Annotated in this window: 10 protein-coding genes; 8 read left to right on the forward strand and 2 right to left on the reverse strand. The window is 36.0% G+C overall.

Annotation, left to right across the window (positions count from 1 at the left end):
* Positions 1-13 precede the first annotated feature (13 nt).
* Genes ACFOZ1_RS14840 through ACFOZ1_RS14865 form a run of 6 tightly spaced genes read left to right on the forward strand, consistent with a single transcriptional unit; the run spans position 14 to position 6,533 of the window.
* Positions 14-1,276: a class I SAM-dependent methyltransferase gene (locus ACFOZ1_RS14840; RefSeq protein ID WP_390200528.1), complete on the forward strand. Its 1,263-nt coding sequence runs from the start codon at positions 14-16 to the stop codon at positions 1,274-1,276.
* Positions 1,254-1,943: an ABC transporter ATP-binding protein gene (locus ACFOZ1_RS14845; protein WP_390200530.1), complete on the forward strand. Its 690-nt coding sequence runs from the start codon at positions 1,254-1,256 to the stop codon at positions 1,941-1,943. Before ACFOZ1_RS14840 ends, ACFOZ1_RS14845 begins: the two co-directional genes overlap by 23 nt.
* On the forward strand, positions 1,937-4,075 hold the full coding sequence (locus tag ACFOZ1_RS14850; RefSeq protein ID WP_390200531.1) for an FtsX-like permease family protein: 2,139 nt from the start codon (positions 1,937-1,939) through the stop codon (positions 4,073-4,075). The genes ACFOZ1_RS14845 and ACFOZ1_RS14850 overlap by 7 nt, the downstream gene beginning before the upstream one ends.
* A gap of 20 nt (positions 4,076-4,095) precedes the next feature.
* On the forward strand, positions 4,096-5,304 hold the full coding sequence (locus ACFOZ1_RS14855; RefSeq protein WP_390200533.1) for a beta-ketoacyl-[acyl-carrier-protein] synthase family protein: 1,209 nt from the start codon (positions 4,096-4,098) through the stop codon (positions 5,302-5,304).
* A gap of 3 nt (positions 5,305-5,307) precedes the next feature.
* Positions 5,308-5,988, forward strand: coding sequence for a 4'-phosphopantetheinyl transferase family protein (locus ACFOZ1_RS14860; RefSeq protein WP_390200535.1), 681 nt, complete (start codon positions 5,308-5,310; stop codon positions 5,986-5,988).
* Entirely contained in the window at positions 5,985-6,533 is a 549-nt protein-coding gene (locus ACFOZ1_RS14865; RefSeq protein ID WP_390200537.1) for a DinB family protein, read from the forward strand. The genes ACFOZ1_RS14860 and ACFOZ1_RS14865 overlap by 4 nt, the downstream gene beginning before the upstream one ends.
* Positions 6,534-6,590: 57 nt before the next feature.
* Here ACFOZ1_RS14865 and ACFOZ1_RS14870 read toward each other — a convergent pair whose 3' ends face one another.
* Positions 6,591-7,952, reverse strand: coding sequence for an IS4 family transposase (locus ACFOZ1_RS14870; protein ID WP_390200538.1), 1,362 nt, complete (start codon positions 7,950-7,952; stop codon positions 6,591-6,593).
* Positions 7,953-8,284: 332 nt separating this feature from the next.
* Here ACFOZ1_RS14870 and ACFOZ1_RS14875 point away from each other — a divergent pair, with 332 nt between their 5' ends.
* A complete protein-coding gene (locus tag ACFOZ1_RS14875; protein WP_390200540.1) occupies positions 8,285-8,482 on the forward strand; it encodes a hypothetical protein in 198 nt (65 codons plus the stop codon).
* Between the two features lie 678 nt (positions 8,483-9,160).
* Positions 9,161-12,901: an AAA domain-containing protein gene (locus tag ACFOZ1_RS14880; RefSeq protein ID WP_390200542.1), complete on the forward strand. Its 3,741-nt coding sequence runs from the start codon at positions 9,161-9,163 to the stop codon at positions 12,899-12,901.
* A 53-nt stretch (positions 12,902-12,954) separates the two neighbouring features.
* On the opposite strand, the gene ACFOZ1_RS14885 is transcribed toward ACFOZ1_RS14880, so the two are convergent.
* A complete protein-coding gene (locus ACFOZ1_RS14885) occupies positions 12,955-15,006 on the reverse strand; it encodes a catalase (RefSeq protein WP_390200544.1) in 2,052 nt (683 codons plus the stop codon).
* Between the last annotated feature and the right edge of the window lie 79 nt (positions 15,007-15,085).

Genomic DNA, 15,085 nt, shown 5'->3' on the forward strand with positions numbered 1-15,085 from the left:
GAGGTGATAATTGATGCAGTATAGCTTATTGAAGGAGCAATACGAAAACCATTATACACAAAATCAGAATAGGAGCGCAGAACAATCAAGAAGAATGACGATGTTAAAGGGGCTTGCCAGCACTATTGGTATCCGCGATACGCCATTATTTCAATTGCTTCTGTTTTCGAAAATTAAAAATTATATCCGATTTATCACACTTAGACAAATTTATAAAAATTTTGAAGATGTCCGTAATATGACTGTCGGGTTCATGCATCCAAACATTTTTCATTCCTTTATGAATTTAGGTGTTCAATTAGAGATGGTTGAACAAGAAAGTCATCTCTACCGACTTAGGGAATCGTATATGGTGGAAGAAGATATGGTATCTAGGCTCGTAAGGATGGAATCTAGTAACTATTCCAATACCGTTGCTTCGATATTAGAGGATTATCTTTTCGTAACAGAGGCGATCGAAGCAAAGCCTAGTTCTAAATTGGGTAGGATAATGAACCAACAAGCATACATCTATATGAAAGAGGTTCTCACCTATTTGCAGGAAATCAATCAGCTAAACTTTTTTGAACAAATTACTCCGAGCTTTACAGAGGACTTCTACACCGATCTTGGTGAACTAGCCTTTAACATTTATACGAAGGAAAATTATCAGCAATATATTTCACAAAAGCAATTTGCTTCCATATTAGATATTGGCTGTGGAAATGGTAATTATATTGATATTCACATCAATCATTCAGCACATATTGTTGGGGTGGAAAGACAGGAAAAGGTGTATGAAAAGCTACAGCAAAAGTATCGGGATTATCCTCACATACAGCTGTTTCAAGAGGATATTTTAGATATTGAGTTTAATCAGGAATTTGACATGATCAATATGAGCTATATGCTTTTTTATTTAACGGTGGAGGAAAAGGAAGCACTATTTAATAAATTGAAAAAGATTTTGGGTAAGAATGGTATCATTGTTATTTGCCAATATTATCCGGATTTTGAAGTCTATCAAGAGTTAATTGCAAGGTATAACGGTAAATGGGGTCTGATGAACCGGTATAAATTTGATATATGTAATAGCATTCTAGCGGCAGAAGTTGTCCTCAATAACATGTTAGTAGATTTTGCACAGGCTGAGGAATGGGAACCGTTTTTACAATTAATAGAGAGCTGTGGGTTTGAAGTCGAGGAAATTGTTCCGGCAGATGAAACCTACTACTCCTATTTTATTACGATAAAACACAAAAGTGGGGGTTCAGATGATAAAGGCTACCGAGATTAAAAAGGTGTATAACCCGAATAAACAAAATGAATTGGCTGTTTTAAAGGGGATAAATTTAGATATTAGAGAGGGGGAATTTTGTACCATTATTGGCAAGTCTGGATCTGGAAAAACTACTTTACTAAAATGCTTATCAGGCCTTGAAAGTGTCACATCTGGTGTTATTAAAGTGAAGCAGCAAGACATTTTAAATTTCTCTAAAAAGCAAATGAATGCTTTTAGAAGGAATGATATTGCCTTTGTTTTTCAGGAATATAATTTAATCGATGACCTTACCTTACACGAAAATATTTATTTGGAGCATCAACCATCAGATGAGATCGAGCATTTAATAGATGTGTGGGATATCCGGAAAGCGATCCACCTTTTCCCTAACCAGTGCTCTGGCGGGCAACAACAAAAGGCAGCAATTCTACGTGCGTTAGTGAAACAGGTGCGTATTCTCTTTTGCGATGAGCCGACAGGTGCTTTAGATGGAAAGTCTTCTAAAGAGGTCTTGTCTGTTTTGCAGGAGATCCAGGAAAGTCATCAAACTACTATTCTACTAATCACACATAATGAACAAATTACCCAAATATCTAATCGTGTTATTACGATACATGATGGCGAAAAAGTAAGTGATGATATCAACACGGAAGTGAAGCTTGCGAGGAATTTAGAATGGTAAAGGACAACGTGAAAAAGAGACTAGGAAAGCGGGTCCTTAGAAGATTTGCTGCATATAAATTAAAGCTATTTGTGCTGTTTCTAGTTGTTTTTTCGACCACTGCCATTTTTATAAGCTTTTTCGTTGGCACGAGTAGTGTATTGCAGTCAGTGAATCAGTTCAATGATTCCTATAAGGTAGAGGATGGTGTATTTCAAACGACAAAAGAGTTGGATAAGTCGATCCCTACTATTCAATATGAACAGATGAAATATGGTGAGATAAGGCAGGATGGTAACACTATCCGTGTCTTTCAGGCGCGGGAGGAAATAAATAGATATCAAGTAACGAATGGTAAGGATATAAAAAGTGATACGGAAATACTGCTCGATAACAATTTCATGGAAGCAAATGGACTTAAAATTGGAGAAAATATAGAGCTGAATGGAAACAATTTTACGATTGTCGGCACAGCTATTTCGCCAGACTATATTACAACGAAAAATAGTAATCTAGTTTTACAAGCTAATGCAAAGGTGTTTGGGATAGCATTTGTAAATAATGCTGCCTTCGCATCTCTATTTAATGAGAATTATGCTACCTATTATGCTTACAGAAGTGCCTCCAGTGTTGAAGAGATTTCTAAATTAGTTGATCCACTATACATAAATGATTCGAGAAATAATACACGAATCCAACAAGTGATAGGTGACGCAAAAGCACCAAGAGATTTAGCACTGTTACTTGCAGTATTACTTTACTTAATTGTTTTAGTTTTGTTAAGTGTCTATCATTTTGAGGTTTCAAAAAAGGAAAAAAATAATCTAGATACCTTTCATAAGCTTGGAGTTAGTAAAGCAACACTTTTCAAGCATTATATGATGGAAACGAATGTAACGCTAGCTCTTGCCTGGTTCATTGGAGGAATAATCGGTATTTTTTCAATTGAAACGATTATGCAAATGAATCAAAAAATTTATAATTACCCAATACTAGAAATTAATTATCTACTCCTAGGATTTTGTGTGATCGTTTCACTCCTGTTTATCCTTAGTATGAATCTGTTGCTAGTTTATCAGTTTTACATAAAACAACAAAATGGACGTAGCAGTAAGATAAAACCTGGAAGAAAACAGCGAAATAGTAGTGTCATTCCATTCGCATATCGATACCGTCTAAAGCGAATAACTCGTAATAAAAAAGAAATGGCATTGTTTGTTATTCTTGTCTTCTTTGTAGGATTACTTATGAACTTCTCCTTTTTATTAAAGGATTCTGTAACACAATATGTCCATGATTTAGGTGTGGAAAATACATTTGAGGAAATTTTATTTTACTCACCTCAGGCAGAGGCTAAGGTAAGTGGAGAATCATTTAAGATTTACAATCTACATGATCAAGCAGGTGTCTCACAAAGTGTTTATGTGATTTCACCAGACTCGGACTTTTTTCATTATGACCTTCCACTTAAGGATGGAGATGTCATCATTACAGAAGCATTTGCTAAAAAGTACGACAAATCGGTTGGGGATTCTTTAGAATTAACCGACATAGCAAATGAGAAGAAATACCATTTTGATATTAATAAAATCAATTCTGTATCAACGGTAAGCACGATTTATCTTGTTTCTAAAAATGGGCAACTAATGAATGAGGAAACATTTGCAACTCCTGCTGTTGCGATGGCTGATTCTTATGAAAATTCCAATGCCCCATATATAGAAGCAAAATTAGAGCGAGACGAAATTATTAATTCGGGGGAAAATATTTTAGATGTGATTAACAAACAAATTACGCTAATACTTTCCTTGGCAGTTGTTTTGTTAGTGGCTTTACTTTATTCCCTATTAGAATTTAGCTTTCAAAATAGCCGGAAATCAATCGAAACATTAAAGCTACAAGGATACTCATTACCGGAATTAATGAAGATGCACTTTGCTTTTAGCCTACCAATTGCGATTGTATTTATTGTGGGATCGTATTTGTTATCTAGGCTAGTTGTACGGGTCTTTTTAGATCAAATTATGTTTGACTTTGTTAACTTTGTAAGAGTAACGGAAAGTGTAGCGATTATTCTAATAAGTAATGGGCTTATTATTGCGATTTTCAGTTTCTTTCTCTTAAAGAACAGAAGGAAAATAAATATGCTTTAAAAACCGAGGAGGGGAGTACATTGAACAGAGTAGTGATTACAGGAATTGGCATGGTTACACCGAACGGAATAACGCGGGAAAGTACGTGGGATAGTATCACAAATTTAGAAAGTAGTATTACTCCATCTCCAATTAGCAATACTAAATATATAGCTAAGGTCGATGACGCTTTTCATGATTCATTAACATCAAAAGAAATACGTTATATGGATCGGTGCGCACAAATGGCGGTTGTAGCTTCAAGGGAAGCGGTTGATGATGCTGGCCTAGAAATAAATGAGGACAATTGTCACCATATATCTGCTTATGCAGGAAGTGCAGTAGGTGGCATAAGCGCACTTGTTGATGAGTTCGGGGCGGCGGCTGTTCATGGTGTCGACAAAATGACGATGCTAGTGATTCCTAGAAATCTAATTAATATGATAACGGCAAACATTAGTATCGATTTAGGTATTAAAGGAGACACGCTAGCATATTCTCTTGCCTGTGCATCTGGTACAGTCGCAATAGGTGAAGCGTATAAAAAAATTCAAAGTGGTTCAAAAAAGGCGATACTTGCAGGTGGTGCTGAGGCCTGTGTATTGCCAGAGGTTATTGAAGCCTTTCGGAAGCTCCGTGCTTTGACAAATGGCAAAACAACGGAACAAGCAAGTATTCCTTTTTCAAAGAATCGCTCAGGTTTTGTAATGAGTGAGGGTGCCGTATTTTTAATGCTGGAGGAGCTAGAGTATGCAAAGCAAAGAGGAGCAACCATATATAGTGAGATAGTAGGCTATGGTAGCTCTTCGGATGCTATGTCCTTACTTGCACCAGATGTAAGTGGAGTGACAGCTTGTATGAAAAATGCTTTAGTTGATGCAGGTGTGGACGGAAGTGAAATTGAGTACATAAATGCACATGGTACATCGACCAAGCTAAACGATATTACGGAATCTACTGCAATAAAGCAGTTGTTCCCACATAATCCATACGTCTCGTCAACAAAATCACTCCATGGTCATGCACTAGGTGCTGCAGGTGCGATGGAAGCAGCTCTTTGTTCGTTGATGATAAAAAATAAGCAGCTCATTCCAACTATTAATGTGAAGCCGGCTGATGTGGATGAAGAGATCGCTATTAATTTACTGCTGGAGAAAAAAGTAGCCTATCATGGTGGCAAAATCGTAACGAATTCCTTTGCGTTCGGTGGCCAAAATGCCTCACTCGTATTGACGAACTATGAGGGGTAGCCAGTGAATTTATACTTTTTGAAGATCGATCCAAATTTACGGAAAGTTTGTCGAGGATTACTGTCAACGCGAGCAGTGAACCGGTTGAAAAAGATAAGCCATCCATTGAAAAGGTTGCATGTGATCTATGGAGATCTATTCATACAATATGTTTTGCTTGAAAAAGGACACAATCCCCCATTTAATATACGAACTAATCAATGGGGAAAACCATTTATCACGGGTGGATATTTTAACCTTTCACATAGTGGTGAATGGATTCTTTGTGTGTACCATTCGGCTGAGGTAGGAGCAGACATCGAAAGCTACCGTTATTTCAATCATAACTTAGCAGACTACTTTTTCACAAAAGAAGAGGTAAAATACGCTACTAAGCTTTCCCCTATTTCACAGCAAATCTATTATATCGATACATGGACATTTAAAGAATGCTATGTCAAAACAATTGGAAAAAGCATTTTTAATGTGAAGCAGCAATTAATAGCTCCTTTCGAAAGATTGTATGAAGTAAAACAAGCAGTGAAGATTAATAAGGAAAAGCTATATTATGTGTGTGGAACAATGGACAGTTATAGCTGGTGTGTGATGTGTAAAGCAGATTTTTCTCACTATAACAAGAAAATAGTCACCAATCAGGAGCTAGTGGAAAAAGTAAGGCAAGTACATACTGGAGGAAAAGTATGAAAAGTTATTATATAGGGCTGTATTTTGACAAGATATATATGCAACGAACAAGCTTCTCTATGAGGATGGAAAATTATCGGGAGCGTCCATGGGTAAGGCCGCGGGAGGATAAGTGGTCCTTCGGGGAAACTTACTATCATCTTTATCTTATGGTAAAAAGATTTCGGCAGTTAAATAACTTTTATTTGCCGGTCGCCAAGCAAATCGCAAGTCGAAGAAGGAAAGCTTCATATAAGACCGAAATAGAAGATATTTATAAAGAATATAAGCAGAAGAAAAAGAAACCGATGAAAGCTCCATCTATTTTAGTTCCGCCAAAGGATATAGAAAGCACTATTTCTTTTGCTACCCTTACTCGTGAACTGGATGAGGAAACCAAACGACTAGAACAGTTGGTTTCTGCTATAGAAGATGATGTAGCAGGACATATTCGCTATCCGGATCCGGTTGCACATCATCCAAATCTTATCCAAGCTATCCAATTGATCGCCATTCATGAACAACACCATTTTCAGCTTTGTGCATTTTACTATGACCTACCTTGAACTGACGCGATGGATGTCTGTTTAAGGTAATTATGAAATTGACTCTATTATTAGAACTCAACTTTCGCACACTGAAATAGGCAGGTAAGCCCTGATATAGTTGGGTAAGCCTGCGATCCAGTGTTGGAATTGATTTTTGATTAATTTTTGTATCTTTTTGTTGCTCATTTTCAAGGCATCTTCAAGAAGCTCGATCAACTGCTGAAGTGCCACAGCCCAATCGAGATCACTAACTTCATCACATATTTCATAGAACATGCCGCCAAGAGTTCTCTCATCTGTGCTACATCGGTTTTGCCACGAGAGAACAATATATCGTGTGAATACGATGGTCGTATGACTAATTAAGCCGTCATACGAACGACTTTGGAACTCTTTTTGAAGTTTTAAAAGAGATTTTGTTGTTTTGAAAAAAACTTCAATGTCCCATCGCATCCCATAAATACGAATGATTTCTTGATCACTAAGTGTACAATCGGTGCTTAGAATAGCTAACCATTCACTCTTTTTATTTCGATTACGAACAAAGACAACTTTAATAGGAACGCCATTCGCTTGTGTGGTATGAATCGAACGAAGAATGCCTTTCTTTCCATCTGTTGGTTTCGCAAAACGATAAAGTTCTTTTAAGCTTACACGTTGGCCATTCACAAGGTAACGCTGTTTCAAGTTCTTTACCATGCCAATGACGTCCAACCCTTGTTCTTTTATCTCCTTAACGAGAGGCTGATACGTGAACCAAGAGTACATCAGCACATAGGAAGCATCGATACCAGCATTCATCGCGCGTTCCACCATACCTGGTAGTTGCTCAGGTGCGGTTTGTAATGCTTCTACTCTGCGTTTATAACCGGAACTACGTTTATCAACTTTTGATGATAGGCCATTAATTTGGCTTTTCTTCGAGCTTAATAAAGAAAAGTCCATTGGAATGAATGTGGCACCATCTGACCAACCAAGCGTGAGCATACGGAACACTTTATAAAAGCGCATCTTTTGGGATGCATGGTCAAAACAGCGAGCTAATAATTCAACCGATTTACTACGATTACGATCATACGAAGAATCGTCGACAATCCATACTTTCGGTCGATCCTGACTCGTTAAGTTCGTTACTTTTTCAATGGTATGAGTGCTTAGAAATAGTAAAAACCATCTCCATGCAAAGGTAGGTTTGTTTAAAAAGCGATAAACCGCATCCTTCTCTGGACAATCATTTGCTTTGTTACTTTGAAGTACTTGATACCAGTTCTTATTTTCAAAGATTAAACAAAAAATCAATTGAAAAAGATAGGCACAAGTAAAACCGACAGACTTTGTAATACCAGCTTTTCTAAGATGTTTAAACACGTTTAATTCTTTAAAGGTGGAAGAAAGTTCATTTGGCAGTTGATTATTTTGGTCATTATTCGCTATCATATAGGAGACACCTCTTCTGTACTGGTAGTGTTTTCTAGTCAATTACACTATACTAAATGTTGAGGTGTTTTTTTATACCTATTTCTATTGTCAATGACCATATTTGAATAGTGACACGCTTTACAGCTAGTTATCCTTAACGTGTTTTTCTAGCTGCGAAAGTTGAGTTAAGTAGTTGTTCCGCTTCTCCTGAAAATCGTTTACAAATAATTCAAAGTAATATATCTCTTGAAAACACTACAAATGAAAATACAGAAAAGATTGTTTACTCTTTTAAACTAAATAATAGTAAAGAAATAAGTGTTGTAGATTCGATACATGTAATTCCTTCCATGATCTTTAATGGGACTATTATTAACGTTAGTAATCAGAGTTTAGAGTATAAAGAAGAAGAACTAATAGTCTCTGGAGAAATCACTTATAATGTTGCAGGACTATCAAAAGAGGAATTATCGAATCACAAATCTTATATAAAAGCAATTCAATTTATTGGAGACGATAACGTTGAATACTTACTTAAATTAAAGTAATCTTACTAATGGTCATTTTAATAATAAATAATAGATAAAACCGCATGAAGCCCAATTAAATGCTGGATGGCAACATTTAATGGAAAAGTAATAGGAGAATTGAAGCCGAAGAGAAGAATGTCTATGTCTAAAAAACAAAACAAATATAAAAAAGTAGCGTAATATAAATGACAAGATAAGCATGATTTTACGTGCTTTTGTAGAAATGCATACCATACCTAACATGTCACTAATAATCTCTGCATGTATTCCTTCTTAAGTATGAATATTAAGAATGATTGTCACTATTTTATAATTAAATTGTTTTCTTAACATACCGTTAGTTTTCTCGTTTTAGTAGAATTCACGCTATTTTCTTAACTTAATGTTGCGGAACTTCTCTTCACACTATTGATTGCTAGCTTTTTCTTTTCCAAAACCTAATAGCTCTTGTATCAATTCTGGCATATCATGAAAAACATCTCCATAATCATCTAATTAATCAAAAATATTCTTAGCTATATTATCTGCGAAAACCTTCACAAATAAGCACTCACACACCACTTAAATCAACATAAAAAGGCCCAATCACTTCCAATCGCTACCATATCTAATAATCCTCACCTAACAGCGACTTTATTCTCCTCACCTCCTAATGTATAATAAAACCATCTAACATGTAAAAAATGGGTGGTATAAATGAAGGGGAAATTACAAGTATTAAGTGATCGGTTAAATGATATAAGTAGAAGCAATCGTTCGATACGTTTGCTGAAATTGTATAACAAATGGACATTTGATCTAAGTGAACTAAGTAAAATAGAAAAGAATCCGATGGATGTGTTATTAGGGTTAATAAATAATACATCTAAACTTTTGACAAAAGAGAAGGCAGATAATCATGTTGCATTATCTATATCGCGAAAGTTAACTACTTTATATCGAAATATTCATTCAATCGAAGAAGAAACGGGTCTTTATGATTTGTATATAGGATATCCTCTTATAGAAGGAGCAATGTCAGATGGTACATTTGTTAGAGCTCCTTTGTTTTTATATCCGGTTCGGCTAGAAAGAAAGAAGATAATTGGTGTAGAATGGCATGTTAACCCGATTAGCGATGAAGCACCACAATTGAATCGAACGTTATTTCTAGCATTACAAAAATTAAGCAATATTCACGTACCAGAATCTTTGTATGAAGAAGCAGAAACGAAAGCATTATCGCCTGATATAGAAGGGTGGAGCCAATGGTTAACTGAGCATAACTTTACCGTATCTGCAAATAAATCTGAGCAATTACAAGCAGTACAGGAGTTTACTAAAGAAACAATACCCACATTTAATAATGGGTCTTTCCATCTGAATCAACAAGCAGTAATCGGACATTTTCCACAAGGAAATTCAGCTATTTTACAAGATTATGAAAAATTTGCCGAGATGCTGGAACAAGGTCAGGAGGATTTAGGTATAGTATCAGAATTTCTTGATGTAAATGTTCAAGAGGTAAATGAAGATGTAGACAATCTACCTTCTAATAAAGATCAATCCTATCAAGAGAAACTAGCAAAAGAGAAAAATAAATGCTACGTACTTGATACGGATGCATCGCAAGAAAAAATATTGGATGCACTTGATCACGAAAAAGGAATGGTTGTCCATGGCCCACCAGGAACAGGGAAATCACAAGTCATTGTCAATATGATATCCAATGCAATGGCAAAAGGACAACGAGTGATGCTTGTTACACAGAAACGTGCTGCATTAGATGTCGTTTACCAACGTTTGGATGCACTCAATCTCTCATCAAATGTAGCACTATTACATGATGAGAAGAATGATCGCAAAACCTTTTATCAAAAATTAAATGCGCAATTGAACAAAGCTCATTCCTATCAAGATACACAGAAGGAATTCGATCAATTGTCTGAGAAAATTATTAGAACAGAAGAAAAATTGGACAAAGTAGCCCACGCTTTATTTGAAGTGCAATCCCATGGTTTTCGTGCATATGATTTATTTGGTCTTAGTAAAACTGCAAAAGAGCAAGATAAAATAATTCAATTACAAGGTATATTAGATAACTTGAATAAACATAACTTAGCCGATATCTTACGAAAAGTTGGTACATATGGCAGATACTACGATGTATTTGGAAATGATAATCCGGTACATGATCGTAAGTCTTTTACTGATTTGGAACTGAAGGATCGCATTACAATCATAGAAACTTTGGGTAAGGCTATTAATGAATCGGAACAAAGTATCAGATACTTAGAGCATTTCGATGATGAAGATATAACGCCAGCATACAGTCGTCAAATTGATAATAAACTTGGAAAAATATATGATGATTTAAATGTTGAAGACAAGAAAACTCTGCAAAAATTACGAATATGGTTATGGACGACTTTCACTGGAAAAACTATTATTGAGGAATTATTAGATGGTGAGAAATTTAGTGGATTATCTTCTAAAGAATGGCCCAAATTAAAAGAGAGTTTAACGATTCTTTATGACTTATCTCAAGTCACAGAAGGATTATTCAAACAATTAGAATCTGTAGAAGCTTATTTTAAAGAAGATTCTATTAAAAAACTAAAAGCACGTATCTCAAAGGGTGACATACCTTTGGAAATGTTAAAAAAGAAACAAGCATATATAAAGGAATACTTTGAAGAATTGCGTGAAATGGATCGTTTATATGATCACAGCTCGAAGGAAGTGCAGCAGATCATTGATCGTTTAATCGAACGGAATTTATCAGAAGTAAATAATTTATCTGAAGAATGGGTGGAAGTAGCGAAACAATCTGCATACATTCACTGGATAGATAAGATCGAAAGGGAACATCCTGAGTTGGACATGATAGGTACAGGTAATTTCCAACATTTAACGGAAGAATTGAAAGAATTGTTACAGAAAAAACAAGCCTTGACCATTCATTTATTACAAAATCAGATGCATCAAATGATAGAAAAGGTAAAATCGGATAATCCGAAGGCTGTAAAAGATATCATTTATCAAACTGGTAAGAAGCGCCAACTTTGGTCAGTTCGCCGTTTGGTTAATGAATTTGCTTTAAAAGGATTATTAGATGTCATCCCTGTATGGTTAGTATCTCCAGAGATCGTTTCAGCTATATTTCCATTAGAAGAAAAAATATTTGATTTGGTCATTTTTGATGAAGCGTCACAATGTACAGTAGAAAATGGCATACCATCTATTTACAGAGGAAATAAAGTCGTAGTAGCGGGTGATGAGCAACAATTGCCACCTTCGTCTTTATTTAAAGGGGCAATGGAAGAGGATGAAGATGACGAACAAGAGGAATTTGAAGAGTCACAGAGCTTACTTAATTTAGCTAAACGTATATTACCAAGTAGTTTATTAGAATGGCACTACAGATCGAAATCTGAAGAGTTGATTAATTTTTCTAATCATGCATTTTATCACGGGCATATGCAGATTGCTCCTAATGTTAATCATCTACAGAATCCAGCAGCAATTCAATGGCATAAATCAAATGGGCGATGGATCAATCAGCAAAATGCGGTGGAAGCGGAAGATGTAGTGAAATTATTGAGGCAAAAATTAATCGAGGATGCATCAAAAACAATCGGAATTATTACATTTAATGCGAAACAACAAGCAGCCATTGAAGATGCAATTGATCACTTTTGTGAAGAAGATGCTGAATTCGGAGTTATATACGACCAGGTAATGAGTCGGGATTTAGATGAGCGCATTTTTGTGAAGAATATTGAAAATGTCCAAGGTGATGAACGAGATATCATTATATTCTCCATTGCTTATGCAAAAAATAAGGAAGGTAAAGTGTATAATCGTTTTGGTACACTTGGACATGAAGGTGGCGAAAATCGTTTAAATGTTGCGATTACACGCGCAAAACAAGAAATTCATTTAGTCGCAAGTATTGAACCACATGAATTAAATGTCACAAATGCCAAGAATATAGGACCGAAATTATTAAAATCATATATGGAATATGCCAAATTTGTTTCTGAACTTAAAAAGGATAAAATAGAAGCCACTTTGACGAATTTAAGTGGAGAAGTCAATACGACAAAACAAGAAAGTAGTTTACAATTCGATTCTCCATTTGAAGAAGAAGTATATGCAAAATTAACGGAAATTGGATACGTTGTGGATACACAAGTAGGCATGTCTGGTTACCGCATAGATTTGGCCATAGTAAATCCAAATGATTCAAGCAAATATGTATTAGGTATAGAATGTGACGGAGCGATGTATCATAGTTCATCTGTAGCGAGAGAACGTGATATTTACAGACAACGATTTTTAGAGCAAAAAGGCTGGAAGATAGATCGAATTTGGAGTCGCAATTGGTGGAAGGATCCTTATGGAGAAATTGAACGTATTGATCAAACGATTAAGAGGTTGATTCAAGAACATTAAAGGAACAAAAGAAAGAGAGCCAACTTCACCAAAGTTGGCTCTCTTTCCATTACTTATACAACTTCCCGTCCCCAAAATCGATGTGCAGCAATAGCTTCTATAAATTTACTCGGAAAACTAATAGAATCTCCTCCATATATAACACCTGGGTCATTTTCCATACCTTCTATTTGAAGTAATTTTATACCTTCTGCTGTTGCACCAATCGGTTTGTAATGGGAATAGGCTTCATATATAAACAATGCAGCTTTTTTATAGAAAGCTTTATCTTCATTGCTTCCACCAACTGCATACACCGCATCAAATAATACCGAATCAGCTGTTAAGAAAGTGTGATCTACCTCTAGCTCCGTACCATTTGAACCATGTACGGTTCCTAATTTATCACTGATAATCTCTGCTTGTACGCCATCTTTAGTAAGGGCATTTAGGACGCTTGTCACTTCTATGCCATCAAATTGTTGTCCTATAATTACAGCTAATTTTCTCGTTTTAGGAGACTTCACGGTATTCTCTTGGCTCAATGCTGGCGAGCTTTTCGTTACACTATTTTTACGTTCGGCTGGTGGCGTTACACCAATTGCATCTGCAAATATTGTTGCTAATTCATGACTAACATTTGCAAACATGTCTACAACTTGCTTTTGTACCGATTTATTTTTTACTTTTCCTAGTTCAAAACTAAAAGCATTCATTATATGTTCTTTTTCAGCAGCACTCATACTATTCCAGAATAGAGTTGCTTGAGAAAAGTGATCTTTGAAACTTTCACTTCTCGCCCTAACTTTGTGTGCATCAATTTTTTCGTGATAATGCGTATAGCCACCCTCTTTTTCGGTGGATGTTGCTGGGGTATTTTCAGCAAGCGAATTCTTATGATAGCTCACAGGACCACGATTAATTGTTTGTCTGCCGTATCCGTCACGCTGATTATTATGAAACGGACAAACTGGACGATTAATCGGGAGTTCATGGAAATTAGGTCCACCTAACCGTATTAATTGCGTATCTGTATAAGAGAATAATCTACCTTGTAGTAATGGATCATTCGTAAAGTCTATTCCTGGAACTACATGGCCTGGGTGGAAGGCTACCTGTTCCGTTTCAGCAAAAACATTGTCTACATTTCTATTTAAAGTCATCTTACCAATTATTTTTACCGGAATATCTTCTTCAGGCCATAGTTTCGTTGGATCCAAAATATCGAATTCAAAATTAAACTCATCTTCTTCGGGCACAATTTGAACGCCTAACTCATATTCCGGGTAGTCTCCGTTCTCAATCGATTCCCATAAATCTCGGCGATGGAAATCTGGATCCTTACCGTTAATCTTTTGTGCTTCATCCCAAACAACAGAATGTGTTCCAAGTACTGGCTTCCAGTGAAATTTCACAAAATGTGATTTTCCTTCTTCATTGATAAAACGGAAAGTATGTACTCCAAACCCTTCCATCATTCGAAAACTTCTCGGAATCGCTCGATCTGACATTGCCCACATTACCATATGAGCGGATTCTTGATTATTAGCTACAAAATCCCAAAACGTGTCATGTGCAGAGGCAGCTTGTGGCATCTCGTTATGTGGTTCAGGTTTTAATGCGTGGACTAAATCAGGAAATTTCATCGCATCTTGAATGAAAAAGACAGGTATATTATTTCCAACGAGGTCATAATTTCCTTCTTCTGTGTAGAATTTAGTCGCAAAGCCACGGGCATCTCTTGCTAATTCACCAGAGCCTCTACTGCCTGCTACTGTAGAAAATCTTACAAATACCGGCGTTTTTTGAGATGGATTTTGTAAAAAACCTGCTTTAGTATATGGTTTCATTGACTCATAAACTTCGAATTCCCCATGAGCAGCAAATCCTCTAGCATGTACCACTCTTTCGGGGATGCGTTCATGGTCAAAATGAGTCATTTTTTCGCGAAAGTGGAAATCCTCCATTAAAGTTGGACCGCGTTCGCCTGCTTTTAATGAAAACTCATCCTCAGATACTTTTAATCCTTGATTTGTTGTCAATTTTTTGCCGCGATCATCAGTTGTGAATTGTTCCAATTGCTCTTTTTTACGATTGGCTTCATTCTCATTATGTTGTTTACTCATAGGGATTTTCCATCCTTTCCAATATAATATTGATGTAGTACCAGTCTTCCCGTTTATTAATGACACAAACATTTTTTTC

The sequence above is a fragment of the Gracilibacillus marinus genome (assembly GCF_042651725.1).
GTDB lineage: Bacteria > Bacillota > Bacilli > Bacillales > Amphibacillaceae > Gracilibacillus > Gracilibacillus marinus.